Here is a 21,830-nt window from a genome sequence, read left to right as displayed (position 1 = left end):
TTTTATATTTCCTTTGGTTGATGATAGGTCTCTACTTCTTTTTTGAGATGAGATAGCATGGAGGTTTCATCGGTTAGTTCCAGAAGGGAGAATCCTTTTTGGATAAGTTTAGAATCATGCGTACAAATCCCAATACGGACATAGCAGATAGCAAGCCTATCGTAGCTTTTCTTGTTCTTGGCATCCTCCAGTAAAGTGTAGCATATTTGTTTACACATATTTCTATCTTGATTGTATAAGTAAATGGTAGAGAGGTTGAGTAGGATTGCCATTCGCAAGTCATATAAATGTTGATAGTCTTTATAGACTTCTAAGCGTTGCAAGATTTTTCCAGTGATGAGATGGATATGTTCTATAGGAAAGGTAAAGAGAATGGTATTGAGGATTTTTAAGTCATTCCCGTACCAAGTGTCCTGCTTTTCTATCTTCTTCCATAGCTTCTTTACAGTATTGTTAACTTCGATTGACAGTTTTTTAGTCCCATTTTGGCGGATATAGATAACAATTTTTAGCATATCTCTTATCTCTTTTATAGGGAGGTCGTGGTGAGTTTTGAGGTAGTCTTGACATTTTTGAAATAGTTTTTCGAGTTCACTAGTCCCTAGGATTGAGCTCATATTGAGATAGGTTTGCATAATTTCTGTGCGTTGACTTGGTTGATAAAGTTGACAGATATATTCAAACTCTTCAAAACTCATATTGACTTGTCGGAGAAGAAACTCCATATTCTCATATTTAGGAGTTGTTTTCCCGCTTTCGATTTTTGATAGGCTGGTTCTTGAGAGAACATCCCCACAGACCTCCTCTTGAGTTAACCCTTTTGACTCACGGATTTCTTTATAAACATTTCCAAAATCGTAGCGCATGATTTCCTCCTTATTTGTGAAAAAAGTTAACAAAAAATAGAAATTGATTAAAAATATTGTATCATAAAGACAGAAAAAGTAAAATAAAGATCTAAGATAATTTTGTGAAAAAGCAAACAAAGATCTTTGGCGTTAAGAAAAAGAGTTATAATATAGCTATAAAAAGATAGGAGAAACATTATGGATAAAAAAGTATTTCGCTTTTTGGTCTTTTTTGCATTCTTGGTCACCTTAGCTTCACAGTTTCCGTGGAATTGGCCAATATAATGCGCTAGTTATTTAATCAAGAGAGGAGGGAGCTTACGACATATAGAGACGTAATGTGCTATCATTAGCCAATTGGTGTTAGATTTGTATAGTGCTAGGAGGTGATATTTTTGAAAAGAAATAAAAATGACTATATAGTTGATTTTATTTTTGGTGTCGTTTTCATGGGATTGTTGTTGACGGGTTGTTATATTTCATTTTTTCAACCAGATATTTATAAGATTCAAATTATATTTTTGATACTGTTAACATTCCCTATTAGTTATGTTGTCATTAAATATTTTATAAAAAAGTAGGTTTGCAAAATGAAAAAATGTTCTCTGTTTCTTTTGACCATAATTTTTCTTAATATATTCTCTCCAACGGCTTTAGCTTTAGAATCTGCTATGAATAGCAAATCTAATTTGACAACGTCTGATTTTCAATCCAATCCGTCGTATGTTCGTGTTGTAGATTCACATAATCTAGCAATCACAAACGAAGATGGAACGGTGTCAAAAGTATATATTGATGACGAACACAATGTTTTTATTGATGGGGTCTTAGAATTAACCTCAGATGAATTTGATAGTATGGTTCAAGTAAGTAAAGATGAAGAGCAGTCAACTGAACAGCCTGTTATGGCGAGATCAGCTACTACTTGGTATTATCTTGATACACATACTTATAATATTGACTTTCAAAATAGAGGTCGTACAGTATTGCTAGGTGTTATTTCTTCTCTAATCCCTTATTTAACCCCTGCGATTGGTATTGGTTCAATATTAGATGCCTTATTAGGACAAGGAGCTCCGGGCATGTATGTAAAACTAAACAGATACTATCGAAAAGGGTATCAATTTTACAAATACTGTTACAATTTTTACTATGATGCAGCAATGAGATATAAGGTCGCTTATAGAGAAGAAATCAAACGAATGTGGTAATATATTACAATTTCTAGTTTTAAGAATAAAGATAATAGTTAAAATATTTTTCAAATCAAGGGAGTCAATATGGGACTCCCTTGTATTCTTCAAAAAATGTTATAATCAATCTTGTTTAAAGAACAGAACTTCGATGTTTACAAATGAATAATTCTATCTTTTTTCTGAAAATACTGTATAATATGAAGCAAATATGAAAAAAATGGTGTAGCAACCGTAATGGCATGCGGTTTGCTTGCTACTACAAATGCTTTAGCAGTATGGGTTGATGGTGGTCAATGGAATTATGGAGTAGGTTGGACAGGAACTTTTGGATATTCTGATTATTTACATTCTACTCGATCTCATACAGCAACGGTCCGACATGGTAGTAGAATCTCTAAGGAGCGTGAAGCTCCCTAGGTTTGGGCTCAAGCTTCCCTCACAAAGATTCCGCCAACAGGATTAGAATATTTCTATGGATTTTAAGTGGAATTTTCCCTCTCCTATTAGGAGAGGGAGAACTTTATTGGAGATATCTTTATGAAAAAAATCAGTAATTTCTGTATGTTACTCCTGCTTTTGTGTACCACTTTTTTTGTTTTTAATATAAACTACACACAAGAAGTGGTGCGGATTCGGGAAATGGGAAAGACTGTAGATTCTTTGGATTTGTATTTGAAAGGTATTAACGAACCTGCAGCATCTGTACTTCGATTTTTTGAGGATGTATCAAAGGAATACAAAGTTTCCATCATCAAAACAGACAGTGGTGATGAGGTGGTCAAGTCTGGTGTTTTTGATAAAGATACCTTCCCCTACCAAGAGTTTGGGATTTCTTCTCTTGATTTTACCACAGATGGTGAGGGAGTTTACAGTAATAAAGAAATTTCCAATAAACTTGGTACGATTCCGACTTTTCTAAAAGCCAAGCCTATTCAGCTTATGACTTTTCAAACCTATATCAAGGATACATCTCGTAGTTTAAATGGTCGCTATACGATAACTTCTACACAAGAGATGGACAAGGATAGGATTGTACAGAAATGGAGCGATTTTTTCAAGATAGACCAGGCTACCTTGCTAGAGCCGACCTATAAAAGTGCAGTGGAAGTCATAAATCGAGATTTGCTTTTATCTGCCATTGTTTTTGTCTTGGCTATTTTACTTCTTGTGTTAGTGACAGTGTATCAACCGATGATGGAGATGAAAAGAGTTGGAGTACAAAAATTACTTGGTTTTCAAGATCGGGCTGTTTTAGCTGATGTTGTGAAAGGCAACCTCTACCTCCTCCTAGGTGGGGCGCTTGTGATCAATCTAGGAGTGTGTTTCTTGCTTGATTACAAGCCAAAAAATTTGTTCCCTATGTTATGGTTGTCGCATTTTTTGCTTTTGCAACTTTATCTCTTTATCAGTTGGTTGACCTATCTCTTGATCCAAAAAATGACAATCAGCTCTCTGCTGAAAAGTTTTTCATCTTTCAAATTTGGTTTACTCTTTAATTATTTGATGAAAATTGGAACTACCATTTTACTGACAGTCTTGCTAGTTGGGGTAGGAAAAAGTTTGGAGCAAGAAAACAAAGAGTTGGATTACCAGAAACAGTGGATCAGTCAAGGAAATTATCTGACCTTGGAAACTTTCCAACTCAATGATAACTTGTGGCAAGAGCAGTTGGCAGGCTCAGGGCAGGCAGTAGATTATTTCTATCGATTTTATCAGGATTTGGTAGAAAAAACGCAGGCGGGCTATGTGCAAACTAGCAACCTGCCTATAAAAAATTTTGCCACTGCAGAACAAGTGCAACGGTATCAACTGGCTGATATGCTAACTGTTTACTATGCCAATCGTCATTTTTTAGAAAGTCAGGGATTCAAGTTACCAGATACCGGCGCAAAAAAAGTTATTTTGATGCCAGCAAGTACGAAAGGTGAAGAAGATAAAAATCAGCTCTTGGGGAAATTAATTGCCTATCTTTCGATGAAGTATGAAGAGCAGCAAAAACGAACGATAGAGGAGATGGATGTCGAGATTGCCTATTATGAAGGAGATTGGTCGTTCTTTCCATATAGTGATAAGCGAAAGGAAAATCTCTACAATCCAATTATTAGCTTGGTCAATGATTCTGATATGATGTGGGATGAAAAAGCTCGCCTGTCAACAACAGGTTTAAATAACCCGATTAAAATCGAAAATACGGCTCAACACCAAAAAGAGGTGACAGCGTTAGTTGAGAAATTATCAGATGGGAATTATTTAAAATTTTCATCTATTCAAGCCATTCAACAAGATAAAGTAGATTCTTATAGGGATGCTGTTCGGAATTTCAACATACTCTTTGCTTTGGTTGGTCTTCTTAGTATGATGATTTCCTACTTCTTACTAGTAACAACTTTCTTGTTGAAGCGAACAGATATTATTACCAAGAAGTTTATGGGTTGGAAATTGATAGATCGGTATCGTTCCTTGCTGGGCCTTCTATTAGCCGTTTATAGTCTTCCTTTTATGGTTTTGCTATTCTTTACACAGGCACTTTTCCCGCTCCTACTTTTCGCAGGATTTACAGGCTTAGATATTTTGTTTGTACTTTTCTTGGGCTCTAAGATGGAAAAAAGAAATGTAGTGCAGTTATTGAAAGGGGATCACTTATGATAAAGTTGGAAAATGTTACGAAAACCATTGGGAAAAAAGTTATTTTGGAGAACTTATCTCTAAAAATTAACCAAGGAGATTTAGTTGCCATCGTTGGGAAAAGTGGTAGTGGCAAGTCGACCTTGTTAAATCTATTGGGTTTGATAGATGGCGATTACAGTGGGCATTATGAAATTTTCGGTCAGAAAAATGTACCTGTCAATTCTGTTAAGTCGCAAGCGATTATCCGCGAACATATCTCTTATCTGTTTCAAAATTTTGCTCTGATTGCCAATGAAACGGTAGAGTATAATCTCATGCTTGCTCTAAAGTATGTGAAATTGTCCAAGAAAGACAAAGTCAAAAAGATAGAAGAAATTTTAGAGAGAGTGGGGTTGCCATCAACTCTACATCAAAAGGTTTCAGAGTTATCTGGAGGGGAACAGCAGCGAATCGCAGTTGCTAGAGCCATTTTAAAACCCAGTCAGCTCCTTTTAGCAGATGAACCAACCGGTTCTCTAGATCCTGAAAATCGAGATTTGGTTTTGAACTTTCTCTTAGATATGAACAAGGAAGGGAAAACGGTCATTATCGTTACCCACGATGCCTATGTGGCTCAACAATGCCATCGAGTTATTGAATTGTGAAAGAGAATGTGGAGAGTTCGTTGATCTCTTCATCTTACCTGTAATTGGACAATTGTATTTTTAAAAAATCAAACAGTATAAATAATCTTATTATGTGCAAAAATATATCATATAATAACCTTTTGCTTGTATTGAATGAAATAAAATACAGTTTTCTCTTGACAAACGAGAATGGGAAGGGTATTATTTATACAATGATAAAGTATAAAAACAAAAGGAGGCTCTTCTATGAATAAAGTGAAGAAGGTGTTGATGACGATGTTTGGTTTGCTTATGTTTCCCTTATTATTTGCTTGTAGTAACACTCAATCCCAAGGTGTTGAAGCCATTAAGGCTAAAGGAAAATTGGTGGTGGCCCTAAATCCAGAGTTTGCTCCATTTGAATATCAGAAATTAGTTGATGGGAAAAATCAGATTGTAGGTTCAGATGTTGAACTAGCCAAAGCCATCGCAAAGGAACTGGGTGTAGAAGTGGAGTTCTCTCCAATGAGTTTTGACAATGTACTGGCTAGTCTTGATTCAGGTAAGGCCGATCTTGCCATATCAGGTGTTTCTAAAACGGAGGAGAGAAGTCAAGTCTACGATTTTTCAATTCCCTACTACACTTCGAAAAATAAGGTTATCGTAAGAAAATCTGAATTAACGAATTACCAATCAGTCAAGGATTTGGCTCAGAAAAAGGTTGGAGCGCAGAAAGGTTCTATCCAGGAAACTTTGGTCAAAGAAACCTTGCAGAATTCTTCTCTCGTTTCACTTCCTAAAAATGGAAATTTGATAACAGACTTGAAATCAGGGCAACTGGACGCGGTTATCTTTGAGGAGCCAGTGGCGAAAGGATATGTAGAGAATAATCCAGACCTAGCCATCGCTGAGTTTGATGTTGACAATGACAAAGAAGATTCCTACGCTGTTGCGATGAAAAAAGACAGTAAAGAATTAAAAGATGCGGTTGACAAAACCATCCAGAAGCTGAAGGATTCTGGGGAATTGGACAAATTGATTGACGATGCTTTTAAAGCCTCTATCGAAAAATAGAAAGAAGGAAGAGAAATGAGTAAGGAAAAAGTTATTTTAGCCTATTCAGGTGGATTGGATACATCAGTTGCGATTACATGGTTAAAAAAAGACTATGATGTGATTGCTGTTTGTATGGATGTGGGTGAAGGAAAAGATTTGGAGTTCATCCACGATAAAGCTCTCAAGGTTGGGGCTGTTGAGTCTTATGTCATTGATGTTAAGGAAGAATTCGCTAATGACTATGTTTTAGTGGCCCTTCAGGCTCATGCCTACTATGAACAGAAGTATCCCTTGGTATCTGCTCTGAGTCGCCCTCTTATTTCAAAAAAACTCGTTGAAATAGCTCATCAGACGGGGGCAACCACAATTGCCCATGGTTGTACAGGTAAGGGAAACGACCAAGTTCGGTTTGAAGTCTCTATTGCAGCTTTGGATCCCAATTTAAAGGTAGTTGCACCTGTTCGTGAGTGGAAATGGTCTCGTGAAGAAGAAATCCAATATGCCAAAGAAAACGGCGTCCCAGTTCCCGCTGACCTTGACAATCCTTACTCTGTCGATCAAAATCTTTGGGGACGTGCAAATGAATGTGGTGTCTTGGAAAACCCTTGGAACCAAGCGCCAGAAGAAGCATTTGGAATCACATCTTCTCCAGAAGAGGCGCCAGACAGTCCAGAATTTATTGACATTGAGTTTAGCTGCGGGGTGCCCATCTCCCTTAATGGTAAGAAGATGAAAGTGGCAGATTTGATTCAAAAGCTCAATGAAATTGCAGGCAAACATGGTGTCGGACGGATTGACCATGTGGAAAATCGCCTAGTTGGTATTAAGTCAAGAGAGATTTATGAGTGCCCAGGTGCTGTGACTTTATTGGCAGCTCATAAGGAGATTGAAGACTTGACTCTTGTGAGAGAAGTGGCTCATTTCAAACCCATTATCGAAAATGAGTTGTCCAATCTCATCTATAATGCCTTGTGGTTTAACCCAGCAACTCAGGCTTTGATTGCCTATATCAAGGAGACACAGAAAGTTGTCAATGGAACTGCAAAAGTTAAACTCTATAAGGGGAACGCCCGGGTAGTGGCGCGGAAATCTCCAAATTCTCTTTACGATGAAAATTTGGCGACTTATACTAGTGCGGATACCTTTGACCAAGATGCGGCTGTTGGATTTATCAAGCTTTGGGGGCTTCCGACTAAGGTTTATTCAGAAGTTCAGAAAAATGTTGAGTAGTGACGCGATAGAAAGGGACGACAGGATATGCCGAAAAATACAAAATTATGGGGTGGTCGATTTGAAGGCACTGTGGAAGATTGGGTAGAGCAGTTCGGTGCGAGTATTTCCTTTGACAACCAGCTGGCAAAATTTGATTTGATGGGTTCCCTAGCTCATGTTCAAATGCTAGGACAGACTGGCATTTTGAGCTTGGAAGAGGTAGATCAGATCCAAGATGGTCTGAAAGCTTTGTTGCGAGATTTAGAGGCAGGAGAGCTTCATTTTGATATTGCAAATGAAGATATTCATATGAATATGGAAGTGTTGCTGACAGAGAAAATCGGTCCTCTGGCTGGGAAATTGCACACGGCTCGTTCTCGGAATGACCAAGTCGCAACGGATATGCACTTATATCTAAAGGAGCAACTTGGGCATGTCTTGGATAAGTTGGCGAATCTGAACAGTGTTTTGCTGGGTTTGGCTGAAAAACATGTGGAAACCATCATGCCAGGCTATACCCATTTGCAACACGCCCAACCGATTAGTTTTGCCCACCATCTCATGGCTTATTACAATATGTTCCAAAGGGATAGCGAACGATTTGCATTCAACCTAAAACATACGGACCTATCTCCCCTGGGTGCGGCTGCCTTGGCGGGGACAACTTTTCCAATCGATCGTCAATTATCGAGTGATTTATTGGGCTTCCAACAACCCTATACCAATTCCTTGGACGCAGTGAGTGACCGTGATTTTATCTTGGAATTCCTGTCAAATGCCAGCATTTTGATGATGCATATGAGTCGTTTTTGTGAGGAAATCATCAATTGGTGCAGTTTTGAGTATCAGTACATTAGCTTGTCTGATAGCTTTTCAACGGGTTCGTCTATCATGCCCCAGAAGAAAAATCCTGATATGGCTGAATTAATTCGAGGGAAGACAGGACGGGTTTACGGGCACTTACTCGGACTATTGACCGTCATGAAGTCTTTGCCTCTGGCCTATAATAAGGATTTGCAAGAAGACAAGGAAGGCATGTTTGATACAGTAGAAACGATTTTAAATTCTCTGGATGTGCTGGCAGGTATGCTATCGAGCATGCAGGTTAATCAGGCCAAAATGCAGCAGTCCACAGAGAATGATTTTTCGAATGCGACCGAACTGGCAGATTATTTGGCAGAAAAAGGCCTCCCCTTTAGAGAAGCGCATGAAATAGTAGGGAAATTGGTTCTAGACTCTATCAAACATGGTAAAAATATCCAAGATTGGGATTTGGAGGAGTTGCAAGCCTACCATCCCTTGATTGAAGAGGATATTTATATCTACTTGCGTCCGGAGACTGCTGTTCAGAGACGGAATTCCTTAGGAGGAACCGGCTTTGAGCAAGTGAAATACCAGATAGAACAAGCGAAGAAAGAACTTGAAGGGGAAAATTGATTCGTTTGCAAAGTAAGAAAGAGAGGTTGAGATGATTTATCAGCCTCTTTCTTGTCTTCTCCAACCAAGCGTGTTATAATGAATACTGCTCAAGCGACCTTCAATCGTTAAAGCACACACGACCTTCAATCGTGAATAAACGAATAGATGGGAGACTTACCATGAGTGATAACTCTAAAACACGTGTTGTCGTGGGGATGAGTGGTGGTGTTGATTCGTCGGTGACGGCTCTCTTGCTCAAGGAGCAGGGCTACGATGTGATCGGTATCTTCATGAAGAACTGGGACGACACAGATGAAAACGGCGTCTGTACGGCGACCGAAGATTACAAGGATGTGGCTGCAGTGGCAGACCAGATCGGCATTCCTTACTACTCTGTCAATTTTGAAAAAGAGTACTGGGACCGCGTCTTTGAGTATTTTCTAGCGGAATACCGTGCAGGACGCACGCCAAATCCAGATGTGATGTGCAACAAGGAAATCAAGTTCAAGGCCTTTTTGGACTATGCCATGACCTTGGGTGCAGACTATGTAGCGACTGGGCACTATGCCCGAGTGGCGCGTGATGAGGACGGGACAGTTCACATGCTTCGTGGCGTGGACAATGGGAAGGACCAGACCTATTTCCTCAGTCAACTTTCGCAAAAACAACTCCAAAAAACCATGTTCCCCTTGGGACATTTGGAAAAGCCTGAAGTTCGCAGACTAGCTGAAGAAGCAGGACTTGCGACTGCTAAGAAGAAAGACTCGACAGGGATTTGCTTTATCGGAGAAAAGAACTTTAAAAACTTTCTCAGCAACTATCTGCCAGCTCAGCCTGGTCGCATGATGACTGTGGATGGTCGCGATATGGGCGAGCATGCAGGTCTGATGTATTATACAATCGGTCAGCGTGGCGGACTCGGTATTGGAGGCCAACACGGCGGTGACAATGCACCGTGGTTCGTTGTCGGAAAAGACCTAAGCAAGAATATCCTCTATGTCGGACAAGGATTCTACCATGACTCGCTCATGTCAACAAGCCTAGAGGCCAGTCAAGTCCACTTTACTCGTAACATGCCAGAGGAATTTACGCTCGAATGTACAGCTAAATTCCGCTACCGTCAGCCTGACTCTAAGGTGACAGTACATGTTAAAGGAGATAAGGCAGAAGTTATCTTTGCGGAACCGCAACGCGCGATCACACCAGGACAGGCAGTTGTCTTTTACGATGGTGAAGAGTGTCTAGGTGGTGGTTTGATTGACAATGCCTACCGCGATGGACAAGTTTGTCAGTACATTTAGATTGACAAATTTTCTCAATTTGCTACAATAATAAAAGCAATAGAAATGATGGTCAAAGCTCATGGATGTTGCAGGCTTTTTTGTCCTGCACTTCTTTGGAGTTTTGACTGTTTTTGTGTCGTTTAAGGGAAAGGACAAAAATGACTCAACAAGACTTTCGGACAAAAGTGGGAAATACAGTCTTTGGTGTTCGGGCGACAGCCTTGATTCTTCAAAATCGCAAGCTCCTAGTTACCAAAGATAAGGGCAAGTATTACACTATCGGCGGTGCGATTCAAGTCAATGAAAGCACGGAAGACGCGGTAGGCCGTGAAGTGAGGGAAGAACTGGGTATCAAATCTCAAGCAGGGCAGCTAGCTTTCGTAGTTGAAAATCGTTTTGAACAAGACGGTGTTTCCTATCACAACATCGAGTTTCATTATCTGGTAGACTTGCTTGAGGATGCACCATTGACCATGCAGGAAGATGAGAAAAGGCAGCCCTGTGAGTGGATTGACTTGGATCAGCTCCAGAATATCCAGCTAGTTCCAGCCTTTTTAAAAACAGCCCTACCAGAATGGGACGGCCAACTAAAACACATTCATCTTGAGGAATAGGAGAGAAAATGACTTATAATTTTATAGAAGAATACGATATTATTGTAATCGGTGCGGGGCACGCTGGGGTAGAAGCATCTCTAGCAGCCAGCCGTATGGGCTGTAAGGTTTTGCTTGCGACCATCAACATCGAAATGCTGGCTTTCATGCCTTGTAACCCTTCGATCGGTGGTTCTGCCAAGGGGATTGTCGTGCGTGAAGTCGATGCCCTTGGTGGTGAAATGGCCAAGAATATTGACAAGACTTACATACAGATGAAGATGCTCAACACAGGGAAGGGGCCAGCTGTCCGTGCCCTTCGTGCGCAGGCTGACAAGGAACTTTACTCTAAGGAGATGCGCAAGACAGTTGAAAATCAAGAGAATCTGACCCTTCGTCAAACCATGATTGATGAGATTTTGGTGGAAGATGGCAAGGTTGTCGGTGTGCGTACAGCCACTCATCAAGAGTATGCTGCCAAGGCTGTTATCGTGACGACAGGGACTGCACTCCGCGGAGAAATCATCATTGGAGACCTCAAGTACTCGTCTGGCCCTAACCACAGCCTAGCTTCGATTAACCTAGCTGATAATCTCAAGGAATTGGGCCTCGAAATCGGTCGTTTCAAGACAGGAACTCCTCCACGTGTCAAGGCTTCTTCTATCAATTACGACGTGACAGAGATTCAGCCAGGGGACGAAGCGCCAAATCACTTCTCATATACTTCACGTGATGAGAATTATGTCAAAGACCAAGTCCCATGTTGGTTGACCTACACCAATGGTACCAGTCATGAGATTATCCAAAATAATCTCCACCGTGCGCCTATGTTTACAGGTGTGGTTAAGGGAGTGGGACCTCGTTACTGTCCATCAATTGAGGACAAGATTGTGCGCTTTGCGGACAAGGAACGCCACCAACTCTTTCTAGAGCCAGAAGGGCGTAATACAGAGGAAGTCTATGTCCAAGGTCTTTCAACCAGTCTGCCTGAGGATGTACAGCGCGAGCTGGTTCATTCCATCAAAGGGTTGGAAAATGCTGAGATGATGCGAACAGGTTATGCCATTGAGTACGACATGGTCTTACCTCACCAGTTGCGTGCGACTCTGGAAACCAAGAAAATCTCAGGCCTCTTCACAGCTGGTCAGACAAATGGAACGTCAGGTTACGAAGAAGCTGCTGGTCAAGGGATTATCGCGGGTATCAATGCGGCTCTGAAAATCCAAGGCAAGCCTGAGTTGATTTTGAAGCGCAGTGATGGTTATATCGGGGTGATGATTGACGACTTGGTGACCAAGGGAACCATTGAACCCTATCGTCTCTTGACCAGTCGTGCTGAATACCGTCTCATCCTCCGTCATGACAATGCGGATATGCGTTTGACAGAGATGGGGCGTGAGATTGGCCTTGTGGATGATGAACGCTGGGCTCGTTTTGAAATCAAGAAAAATCAATTTGACAATGAGATGAAGCGTCTCGACAGCATCAAACTCAAGCCAGTCAAGGCAACCAATGCCAAGGTTGAGGAGATGGGCTTCAAGCCGTTGACAGATGCGGTTACAGCCAAGGAATTCCTTCGCCGTCCAGAAGTTTCTTACCAAGATGTGGTGGCCTTCATCGGACCTGCTGCCGAGGACTTGGATGACAAGATTATCGAATTGATTGAAACAGAGATCAAGTACGAAGGCTATATTTCCAAAGCTATGGACCAGGTTGCCAAGATGAAACGCATGGAAGAAAAACGAATTCCAGCCAATATTGACTGGGATGATATTGATTCTATCGCGACAGAAGCTCGTCAGAAGTTCAAACTTATCAATCCAGAAACTATCGGCCAAGCCAGCCGTATTTCGGGAGTAAACCCAGCAGATATTTCTATTTTGATGGTGTATCTGGACGGTAAAAATCGTAGTATTTCTAAAAATCAAGAAAAGAAAGCATAGAAAAAACAGCTCCGAAGACGGAGCTGTTTTGTTGACTTGTACTCAATGAAAATCAAAGAGCAAACTAGGAAGTTAGCCGAAGGCTGTACTTGAGTACGGCAAGGCGAAGCTGACGTGGTTTGAATTTGATTTTCGAAGAGTATTATTCTTCATCTGGTGTGAGGATCATCGGGATGATGATCGGTTCACGTTCTGTATTTTCATAGAGGAAGGGGCGAATGGCGTTGACAATGGCACCATTGACAGATTGTACGCTAGCATCCTTATTTTTTAGTGCGATACGAATAGCATTGAAGAGGATGCGCTGGCTTTGGCGAATCAAGTCACCAGACTCTCTCATGTAGACAAAGCCTCGGCTGAGGATGTCTGGGCCAGACAGAATCATCTGCGATTTGAAGTCAACAGTTGCGACTGCTAGAACGACACCGTCTTCAGATAGATCACGACGGTCTTTGAGGACAGCAGCGCCGATTTCACCGATACGATTTCCATCGACATAGATGTCTTGGGCATTGAAATGGCCTGCGATACGAGCTGAGTTAGCAGTAAGAGCAAGCACATCACCATTACTCATGATAAAGATATTGTCCTTCTCGACACCCGTATCCACCGCTAGTCCAGCATGGACTTTTTGCATGCGGTATTCACCGTGGACAGGCATGAAGTATTTTGGCTTAATCAAGCGGAGCATGAGTTTTTGCTCTTGCTGACCACCGTGTCCAGATGTATGGATATTGTTCACTTTACCGTGGATAACTTCGACACCAGCTTCAGAAATAGTGTTAATCAATTTGTTGACGCTAGTGGTATTTCCAGGGATTGGGCTAGAAGAGAAGATAACAGTATCGCCGGGTTGGAGTTGCACCTGACGGTGGGTTCCGTTAGCGATACGAGAGAGGGCTGCCATCGGCTCACCCTGACTACCTGTACAGAGGATAAGAACCTCGCCAGCAGGGTAGTCTTTGATTTCATTTGGCTCGATAAAGGTTCCCTTAGGAGCTTTGATGTAGCCAAGCTCGATCCCGTTGACAATGGCCTTTTCCATAGAACGACCAAAGACCGCAATCTTGCGTCCAGTCTTAACAGCAGCATCTGTTGCTTGCTGGAGACGGAAGATATTTGAGGCAAAGGATGCAAAGATGATACGTCCTTCAATGCCTTGAATGATCTTCATGATGGACTGGCCAACGACTTTTTCAGAGTTGGTAAAGGTTGGCACTTCTGCATTTGTCGAGTCAGAGAGGAGACAGAGAACACCCTCTTCACCAAGGGCAGCCATACGGTGCAAGTCTGCAGGTTCACCAACTGGAGTGAAGTCGAACTTGAAGTCACCCGTACAGACGATTTTTCCTTGAGGAGTATGGATAACAATCCCCAAAGGCTCTGGAATGGAGTGGGTTGTTCTAAAGAAAGTTGCCTTGAGATTTTTAAAGGTTAACTCAGTGTTATGGTTGATTTCGTAAAGTTTGGCGTTACGCAAGAGACCGTGTTCTTCGAGTTTTCCACGGATCAAAGCCAGGGCAAGCGGTCCAGCGTAGATAGGGACATTTGCTTGTTTGAGCAGGAAAGGAATTCCACCAATGTGGTCCTCGTGTCCGTGTGTGATCAAGACAGCCTTGACGCGGTCAATATTGTCTACGATGTAAGAGTAGTCGGGGATAACATAGTCGATACCCAGCAAGTCATCTTCTGGGAATTTAATCCCAGCATCGACGATGATAATCTCGTCTTGGTATTCAATCCCATATGTGTTTTTTCCGATTTCTCCCAGACCACCGATGGCAAAAACGCCGACTTCTTCAGGTTTAAGAGTATAAGCCATATTAGAACTCCGTGATTTCGAAGACGCCAGTTTCTTTTTCGTAATCTAGCAATTTGTCAGACAAGAGTTCGATATACTCGATGTTGTACTCTGGGCGATTTTCTTCGACAAGTTGGCGAGCAGCGATACGGCCCTCAAGTTCTGAGCTGGCATCGATGTCTAGGTAAAGTGAGCGTGTTGTTTCACGGCGTGGGCTACGTTCTTTTGTTTCTTGATAAAAAACTTTGTAAATCATATAGTTCCTTTCTATTTATAGGTCAACTTATTCCAAACTTTTAGCAGAGATTTGCTTGATTTCATTCCATTTTGTGTCTAGATTGACCTTGATTCGTTACAATTATTTCAATTATACCACAAAATGAAAAATTAGTAAAAGACGGAAAATGAGAAAGTCGTGAGGGGAAAAAGGAGCAAAAAGACAGGTGGAATTTGGTCGGAGAGTACTTAGGTGTTATAATTAAAGGGGAAATCTAAAGAGATAGTAGATTTAAGGAAAAACATAGTTCTAGTTTCATTAATCGTTGGAGTAGATGGTTGGGAAAAATGATATCTTTGAAAAAAGAAAAAGCCCTTGAGAAATCTCAAGAGCAACCAAAAAGGCTGAGACAAAACTCGGGGATTTTCCTGAAGCAGTCCAGATGGCAGCACCTCTACCTGAAGCGAATGCATCGCAACCTTTGAATGACTTGTCACCAAATCAAACTCGATCTCAGCCTTTACTTAATTCTATCATCTATGAGGCTAAGAAGTCAATCTATAAGTAAAATGATGTAGAAATAGCAAGATGGAGTGGATTGCTTACTAAAAGGTAAAGAAAAGCCCTTGACCGAAGTCAAGAGCCATCTAACACTGGGGGCGAATTGTTCAATCGCAATTTCAGTTCTTTAGAAACCAAAGTTTCAGGGATAGCACTGCAACCCGAGGAGTCAACGACTCAACCTGATTTTCCTACCAGTGTTAAATTACATCTTAACATTGATAGACCAACATTGTCAACAGTTTATATAAAAATAGGAATACCAAAAGGAGGATTAAGAATGTTTAGTTTGTTTGAATTTGCAGTAGGGGTTCGCCTCTTGATGTTTGTAGTCTTTGTAGCTTGTGTCTATGGGGGAAATGCCCTGTTTGTGCATCTGGAACACCGCAAAACAAAATTCCTTTGGAAGCTTGCTTTTGTGACGCTCTATTCAATTTTTCTCCTCCTGGTCACCTATGTTGTCTGGCTCGTTTTCTACTTTGGTTTAAATGCCTAAAGTCAATTATTCATCTAGATATACAGAAAATCCACCTCGTCTTGATAGATGGGATGGACTTTTTCTATTTTTAGATGCTATCTTTATTGTTATGACGATGATTTCTAACGTCGAAAATCGAGTTGAAACATATATGACTTATCTAAACTTCCTACGAAGAACCTTTCAATTTCCTTGTTCACTTTTCTATTCAAAAAAGCTACAACTTTTTTGAATTTTCTGTGTAGAATTGCTTGTCTAAATGACATGCCCTTTTGTTTCAAAACAAAGAAAATTCCCATGTGCTGGCTTTTGTAGTATAATAGTAAACAGACAAAAAGATAGGAATGTGTTATGAAAGTATTAGCTTTTGATACGTCCAGCAAGGCTCTTTCTCTCGCTATTTTAGAGGACAAGCAGGTTCTTGCCGAGACGACGATTAATATTAAGAAGAATCACAGTATTACCCTCATGCCTGCCATCGATTTTTTGATGGCAAGTTTAGATTGGACACCCAAGGATTTGGACCGAATCGTGGTGGCGGAAGGGCCAGGTAGCTACACAGGCTTACGAATCGCGGTAGCAACTGCCAAGACCTTGGCACATACTCTGAACATTGAGTTAGTGGGGATGTCTAGCCTTTTAGCTCTGGTACCGAGCCAGCAGGAAGGTTTGGTTGTTCCTTTGATGGATGCGCGTCGCAACAATGTTTATGCAGGATTTTATGAAAATGCCAAACCTGTCATGCCAGAAGCACACCTGTCCTTTGCGGAAGTGCTAGAAAAAGTCAAGGATGTTGAACAGGTGACCTTTGTTGGAGAAGTTGGAGCCTTTGTGGAGCAGATCCAGGAACAGCTGCCACAAGCTAGCTATCAAGAAACCTTGCCAAATGCAGCTAATCTAGCTCTTTGGGCATGGGACAAGGAAGCAGACTCCTTGCACGACTTTGTACCAAATTACCTCAAACGTGTTGAAGCCGAGGAAAATTGGCTCAAGAACCACACCGAGTCTGGCGAGTCCTACATTAAACGCCTATGATAGAAATCAAACGAATCCAACAGCGACCTGCCCTAGCTCAAGCCATCTACGCTGTCATGGCAGCTGTTTACCCAGTCAGCCCTTGGACACTGGAACAAATCCAAGCAGACCTGTCCCAAGACCAAACTTGGTACGCTCTAGCCTATGATGGAACAGAAGTGATTGGATTTCTAGCTGTGCAGGAGAATCTCTTTGAGGCAGAAGTCCTGCAAATCGCTGTCAAAGGGGCCTATCAGGCTCAGGGAATTGCGTCAGCCTTGTTTGCAACATTGCCGACAGACAAGGAGATTTTCCTCGAAGTCAGAAAGTCAAACCAACGAGCGCAAGCATTTTACAAGAAAGAAAAGATGGCGGTCATCGCTGAGCGAAAGACCTACTACCATGACCCAGTCGAGGACGCCATTATCATGAAGAGAGAAATAGATGAAGGATAGATATATTTTAGCATTTGAGACATCCTGTGATGAGACCAGTGTCGCCGTCTTGAAAAACGACGATGAGCTCTTGTCCAATGTCATTGCGAGTCAAATTGAGAGTCACAAACGTTTTGGGGGCGTAGTGCCAGAAGTGGCTAGTCGCCACCATGTCGAAGTTATCACAGCCTGCAACGAGGAGGCGCTAGCAGAAGCAGGGATTACCGAAGAGGATGTAACAGCTGTGGCGGTTACCTACGGACCAGGCTTGATTGGAGCACTGCTAGTTGGTTTGTCAGCTGCCAAGGCCTTTGCTTGGGCACATGGACTTCCGCTGATTCCCGTTAACCACATGGCTGGCCACCTCATGGCAGCTCAGAGCGTAGAGCCTTTGGAGTTTCCCTTGCTAGCCCTCTTGGTCAGCGGTGGGCACACGGAGTTGGTCTATGTTTCTGAGGCTGGGGATTATAAGATTGTTGGGGAAACGCGGGATGATGCAGTTGGTGAGGCCTATGATAAGGTCGGCCGTGTCATGGGCTTGACCTATCCAGCAGGTCGCGAGATTGATGAGCTAGCTCATCAGGGGCAGGATCTTTATGATTTCCCTCGTGCCATGATTAAGGAGGACAATCTAGAGTTTTCATTCTCCGGTTTGAAGTCTGCCTTTATCAATCTTCACCACAATGCCGAGCAAAAGGGAGAGAGCTTGTCCAAGGAAGACCTGTCAGCATCTTTCCAAGCAGCAGTCATGGATATTCTTATGGCCAAAACCAAGAAGGCTTTGGAAAAATATCCTGTTAAAACCCTAGTTGTGGCCGGTGGCGTGGCAGCTAATAAAGGGCTCAGAGAACGCCTAGCAGCTGAAATCACAGATGTCAAGGTCATCATCCCACCTCTGCGCCTCTGCGGAGACAATGCAGGTATGATTGCCTATGCCAGCGTCAGCGAGTGGAATAAAGAAAACTTTGCAGACTTGGACCTTAATGCCAAACCGAGTCTCGCCTTTGATACCATAGAATAAAGAGTCAGCTTGAGGCTGGCTTTTTAACTCCGGAAAATGTCAGAATATTTTGACATAAATGTAAAAATGATGATATAATATGTAAAAATTAGGAGGTGGTCAGATGATTGAGAGAATGGAATTGGGAGAATTTTACAAGGAATTACGTTTGGCGAGAAAACTCAAGCAGTCAGATGTGGCTTGTGAGGGTCTGACAGCATCCCAGCTATCCAAGTTTGAACTGGGACAGTCTATGCTGTCTGCGGATAAACTGATACTAGCTATCCAAGGAATAAATGTGACTTTCGACGAGTTTGGACACAAGCTTAACAACTATCAAGAATCTCCACATATGAAATTTGGTAGAATGGTTGTCGATCGCTTTGCCCATCAAGATGTGGCTGGCTTAGAGAAACTATTAGAGGAAGTCGAGCAAGAACAGATGGCACATACCTATCGTCGTTTGAATGCCGTCGTGATTAAAAATGCTATCCATTCCTTGGATAAAAACTATCCGCTAGAGGAGGAGGATCGTGAGTTTTTGACCACCTACCTTTATGCTATCGAGTCTTGGACCTGGTTTGAACTCTATATATTTTGTAACACCATGCCCTTCTTGAGTAATCAAGATCTGATCTTCTTATCAACCTCCTTACTCGAAAAATCCAAGGAATTTAAAGAATTGGCACACAATAGACTGTATATGAAAAGTGGCTATCTGAATATCATATCAGAGCTCATGGAGCGTAAGCTTTTCTCTTACATCCCAATCTTTGAAGCCGAGTTGGAGAGTATGCTCCGACCATATGATGTTTTTGAGAAATTATTGTGGCAGTTTTTAAAGAAATTGAGCATTTTCCTTCAAACCAAAGGAAGCAATCAAAAAGAGATTGAACACTTTATCCAATCTCTACAAATATTAGAGAATCCCCAATTAACAGCCCTTTTTGAACTACGATTACAGCAATACAAAGACCTGATCGATTAGTTAAAGATGGGAAATGATAATAATATCAGCAACGATTGTCAATAATGCTATGATTTGTTTCTTCATTTCATGTCCTCCTACATAACAGCAACTATATTATATCAGTGAAATAATCAAATCTACAAAAATCGCAAATGTGAAATTTCCATGAGAAAAAATATCAAATATGCGATTTTCTAAAATGAGCTAATTTCCGTGTTATACTATCCTTGTAAATCATTTGAAGCAAATCCTAGGTCGCAGGAGTGGTTTACAAAGAAAAATAATTGAAGGAGAGTAAATAATGTTGAATTTACAATTTGCAGAAACAATGGAACTAACAGAAATGGAGTTAGAGGCGGTTTACGGAGGAGATCTTGTGTATGCTGCTGTTATCCCAGGCGGTGGAGGCTGGGGAGGTTTCGGAACACCTTGGTCAATCACTAATTTCTGGGAGAAATATTTTAACCATGATTCTTCCACTGTTAATCGTCGCCGTTATTGATATTAAAAGCCCTTGCCTTATCTTGGGTAGGGGCTGTTTTTATTTCATAGTATAGGAGAAAATAGAATGAAAAAGATAATCTCACGCTACTATTTTTTAATAGCTATTCTACTTGTCATTTCTGACCAGTTCTTCATTCGTTTGCTTTTACATAGCGACCTTGCTGCTGGTCTATCTGACTTTGCCTATTATTTGTCAGATATGCTGTTGAATTTTCTTGTGGTTCTGCTTGCTATTATTGTTATGATTCGGTCAGGGAAATGGCAGAAAATCAACAGTCGAAAATTTAGAGGTTCCTATCTTCTCTATTGCTTCCTATCTCTCCTAGCTTTTGTTATTTGGAACTTCGTCACATTTTTTATTTTTCCGCCTACCAAAAATGAAATTGCTTATCAACTGGATGTTCCTACTTTTACGGGAGCAACGGCATTTTTGATGTATTTTTTCTATCCTGTGATTGCAGGTCCTATTTTTGAAGAGATGATTTATCGTGGATTGGTGATGACAGCTCTGGAAAAAGGAAAGAAATGGGGACTGGATGTGCTCGGTTCGGCTGCTTTGTTTGGAATCTTGCACATTAGTAACCACGGTTGGGTCTTGACAGACTTTTTCGTATATATGGGTGGCGGTCTCATATTTGCAGTCTTATTTAGAGTGACAAAGTCCATTTATTGGCCTATTGGACTGCACATAGTCTACAATGGCATTGGTCAAATTTTACCGTTGCTGTAATTTTGGGTGCTCAGCAATATCGGTCTATCCTTGGGGAAAAGTTCCCATTTGAACTCAAAAAGGAGTTGCGATGAAAGTATTTATTCAAAATAGAGATTTTAGGCAACTAACCATCAACCAGTGGATTTCAATGGTTGGGGATACAATTTTTTATCTTGCTTTTTTGAATTATGTGGCAGATGCTTCGTTTGCCCCCTTGGCAATTTTACTCATTACGATTTCAGAGACTGTTCCTCAAGTTCTGCAAATTTTTATGGGAGTTTTGGCTGACTTTCAACACCATCGTGTTCTAAAGTATACGGTTATTAGTTTTGTCAAATTTGTACTTTATTCTATAGTGGCGCTTTCGCTTTCAGGGCAGCCCTTTTCCTTATGGCTTGTATTCTTTATTTGTTTAATGAACCTTTTGTCGGATACATTGAGTTACTTTTCAGGAGCCATGCTTACTCCTATTTTTATAAGAATCATTGGGAAAGAACATCTGACAGAAGCTATTGGCTTTAAACAATCAACAGTTAGTTTAGTTCGGACAATCAGTAATATTCTAGGAGGGGTTTTACTAGGAATTCTTTCCATTCAGTTCATTTCCTTGCTAAACGCTCTGACGTTTCTGATAGCATTTGTAGGTATTCTTCTCATAAAAAATGATCTTTTGAAAGTTGAAAAAACAATTAGCTATCAAGAAGGTCTTTCTATAAAATCGTTTTGCCAGCATTTGTTCCAATCATCAAAATTGATCTGGAATATGGATAGAGTGATCTTCATTTTATTTATCGTCTCTATCAGCCAAGCTGTGATCAATGTCACTGTTCCTATTTCAACTCTTTTTTTAAGAAACCAACCGTTTTTGGATTTACAAACTGGTCAATCACTCGCTTTGTTATCAACACTAGAATTGTTAGCACTTATTGTCGGAAGCCTTGTAAGTGGCTATCTGAAAAATACGATTTCTATAAAAACAGCTCTATACGCTTCGGTCGTCATCCAGTTACTCCTTCTAGTAGGATTTGCCACAGTTCATTTTGGTTTGATTCTGCTTTTCAGCTCCTTGGATGCCTTCATCGCAGGGTTACTCTCTCCTAGATTGCAAGAACTCGTCTTTAAACAAATACCTGAGGAGTCAATGGGAGCGGTTCAATCCTCTATTGGTGCTATTACGGTTGTCTTACCAAGTCTATTCACAATCGTTTTCGTAACGATTGCTACAAGTTTTGGGGTCCTAGCGGTCAGCTTTATTCTATTGCTATTACTCCTAACCGCATTTGTCATGCTCTTGAATATTCGTGAGAGCATTTAGAGGAGAATTTGTATAATAGGTGTTTGAGACTGGATCGCCAG

The 21,830-nt window shown here is 41.1% G+C and carries 20 protein-coding genes and 1 pseudogene; 18 read left to right on the top strand and 3 right to left on the bottom strand.

Features of this window, described 5'->3' with window-relative positions; all coding sequences use genetic code 11:
- Positions 1–2: 2 nt before the first annotated feature.
- Complete coding sequence (locus HMPREF1516_RS02615; protein WP_033605738.1) at positions 3–866, bottom strand: helix-turn-helix domain-containing protein; 864 nt, start codon at positions 864–866, stop codon at positions 3–5.
- 572 nt (positions 867–1,438) lie between these two features.
- On the opposite strand from HMPREF1516_RS02615, the gene HMPREF1516_RS02605 reads away from it, so the two are divergent.
- The 10 genes and pseudogenes from HMPREF1516_RS02605 (at position 1,439) to mnmG (ending at position 12,783) form a co-directional block, all read left to right on the top strand.
- Positions 1,439–2,059, top strand: a complete 621-nt coding sequence (locus HMPREF1516_RS02605; RefSeq protein ID WP_033605736.1) for a hypothetical protein — start codon at positions 1,439–1,441, stop codon at positions 2,057–2,059.
- 189 nt (positions 2,060–2,248) lie between these two features.
- A pseudogene (locus HMPREF1516_RS02600) lies at positions 2,249–2,527 on the top strand (lactococcin 972 family bacteriocin); the annotation flags it as partial.
- Positions 2,528–2,581: 54 nt separating this feature from the next.
- Positions 2,582–4,690, top strand: a complete 2,109-nt coding sequence (locus HMPREF1516_RS02595) for a bacteriocin-associated integral membrane family protein (protein WP_033605735.1) — start codon at positions 2,582–2,584, stop codon at positions 4,688–4,690.
- Positions 4,687–5,316 carry an ABC transporter ATP-binding protein gene (locus HMPREF1516_RS02590; protein ID WP_033605734.1) on the top strand — a complete coding sequence of 210 codons (630 nt, stop codon included), beginning with the start codon at positions 4,687–4,689 and terminating at the stop codon, positions 5,314–5,316. Before HMPREF1516_RS02595 ends, HMPREF1516_RS02590 begins: the two co-directional genes overlap by 4 nt.
- Before the next feature lie 228 nt (positions 5,317–5,544).
- Positions 5,545–6,351, top strand: a complete 807-nt coding sequence (locus HMPREF1516_RS02585; protein WP_033605733.1) for an ABC transporter substrate-binding protein — start codon at positions 5,545–5,547, stop codon at positions 6,349–6,351.
- Between the two features lie 15 nt (positions 6,352–6,366).
- Positions 6,367–7,563, top strand: a complete 1,197-nt coding sequence (locus tag HMPREF1516_RS02580) for an argininosuccinate synthase (RefSeq protein ID WP_033605732.1) — start codon at positions 6,367–6,369, stop codon at positions 7,561–7,563.
- A gap of 27 nt (positions 7,564–7,590) precedes the next feature.
- Positions 7,591–8,982: an argininosuccinate lyase gene (gene argH, locus HMPREF1516_RS02575; RefSeq protein WP_001125692.1), complete on the top strand. Its 1,392-nt coding sequence runs from the start codon at positions 7,591–7,593 to the stop codon at positions 8,980–8,982.
- A 161-nt stretch (positions 8,983–9,143) separates the two neighbouring features.
- On the top strand, positions 9,144–10,265 hold the full coding sequence (gene mnmA / locus HMPREF1516_RS02570; RefSeq protein WP_001282955.1) for a tRNA 2-thiouridine(34) synthase MnmA: 1,122 nt from the start codon (positions 9,144–9,146) through the stop codon (positions 10,263–10,265).
- A gap of 140 nt (positions 10,266–10,405) precedes the next feature.
- A complete protein-coding gene (locus HMPREF1516_RS02565; protein ID WP_000193652.1) occupies positions 10,406–10,861 on the top strand; it encodes an NUDIX hydrolase in 456 nt (151 codons plus the stop codon).
- An 8-nt stretch (positions 10,862–10,869) separates the two neighbouring features.
- Positions 10,870–12,783: a tRNA uridine-5-carboxymethylaminomethyl(34) synthesis enzyme MnmG gene (gene mnmG, locus HMPREF1516_RS02560; RefSeq protein ID WP_033605731.1), complete on the top strand. Its 1,914-nt coding sequence runs from the start codon at positions 10,870–10,872 to the stop codon at positions 12,781–12,783.
- 142 nt (positions 12,784–12,925) lie between these two features.
- Here the strand turns inward: mnmG and rnjA are convergent, their stop codons facing one another.
- Both rnjA and HMPREF1516_RS02550 read right to left on the bottom strand, forming a co-directional pair.
- On the bottom strand, positions 12,926–14,605 hold the full coding sequence (gene rnjA, locus HMPREF1516_RS02555; RefSeq protein ID WP_000331973.1) for a ribonuclease J1: 1,680 nt from the start codon (positions 14,603–14,605) through the stop codon (positions 12,926–12,928).
- 1 nt (position 14,606) lies between these two features.
- Positions 14,607–14,840, bottom strand: a complete 234-nt coding sequence (locus HMPREF1516_RS02550) for a DNA-dependent RNA polymerase subunit epsilon (RefSeq protein ID WP_000639588.1) — start codon at positions 14,838–14,840, stop codon at positions 14,607–14,609.
- 802 nt (positions 14,841–15,642) lie between these two features.
- Between HMPREF1516_RS02550 and HMPREF1516_RS02545 the strand changes: the two genes are divergently transcribed.
- The 8 genes from HMPREF1516_RS02545 (at position 15,643) to HMPREF1516_RS02510 (ending at position 21,789) form a co-directional block, all read left to right on the top strand.
- Positions 15,643–15,858, top strand: coding sequence for a hypothetical protein (locus tag HMPREF1516_RS02545; protein WP_000492029.1), 216 nt, complete (start codon positions 15,643–15,645; stop codon positions 15,856–15,858).
- Positions 15,859–16,191: 333 nt separating this feature from the next.
- The gene (gene tsaB, locus HMPREF1516_RS02540) at positions 16,192–16,875 is read left to right on the top strand and encodes a tRNA (adenosine(37)-N6)-threonylcarbamoyltransferase complex dimerization subunit type 1 TsaB (protein WP_033605730.1); all 684 of its coding nucleotides are present in this window, start codon (positions 16,192–16,194) and stop codon (positions 16,873–16,875) included.
- Positions 16,872–17,309 (top strand): ribosomal protein S18-alanine N-acetyltransferase, encoded by a 438-nt coding sequence (gene rimI, locus HMPREF1516_RS02535; protein ID WP_033605729.1) that lies wholly within the window; start codon positions 16,872–16,874, stop codon positions 17,307–17,309. The genes tsaB and rimI overlap by 4 nt, the downstream gene beginning before the upstream one ends.
- Positions 17,299–18,309, top strand: coding sequence for a tRNA (adenosine(37)-N6)-threonylcarbamoyltransferase complex transferase subunit TsaD (gene tsaD / locus HMPREF1516_RS02530; protein WP_033605728.1), 1,011 nt, complete (start codon positions 17,299–17,301; stop codon positions 18,307–18,309). The genes rimI and tsaD overlap by 11 nt, the downstream gene beginning before the upstream one ends.
- 103 nt (positions 18,310–18,412) lie before the next feature.
- On the top strand, positions 18,413–19,276 hold the full coding sequence (locus tag HMPREF1516_RS02525; protein WP_033605727.1) for an XRE/MutR family transcriptional regulator: 864 nt from the start codon (positions 18,413–18,415) through the stop codon (positions 19,274–19,276).
- Positions 19,277–19,559: 283 nt separating this feature from the next.
- Positions 19,560–19,760, top strand: coding sequence for a peptide pheromone VP1 (locus HMPREF1516_RS02520; RefSeq protein ID WP_033605726.1), 201 nt, complete (start codon positions 19,560–19,562; stop codon positions 19,758–19,760).
- A 66-nt stretch (positions 19,761–19,826) separates the two neighbouring features.
- On the top strand, positions 19,827–20,492 hold the full coding sequence (locus HMPREF1516_RS02515; protein WP_033584772.1) for a CPBP family intramembrane glutamic endopeptidase: 666 nt from the start codon (positions 19,827–19,829) through the stop codon (positions 20,490–20,492).
- A gap of 70 nt (positions 20,493–20,562) precedes the next feature.
- A complete protein-coding gene (locus HMPREF1516_RS02510) occupies positions 20,563–21,789 on the top strand; it encodes an MFS transporter (RefSeq protein ID WP_033584774.1) in 1,227 nt (408 codons plus the stop codon).
- Positions 21,790–21,830: the final 41 nt, after the last annotated feature.

It is taken from the genome of Streptococcus sp. CM6 (assembly GCF_000526095.1).
Taxonomy (GTDB): Bacteria; Bacillota; Bacilli; order Lactobacillales; family Streptococcaceae; genus Streptococcus; species Streptococcus oralis_BW.
The sequence above is the reverse complement of the archived record's forward strand: the minus strand, read 5'-3'. Positions and strand labels throughout refer to the sequence as shown.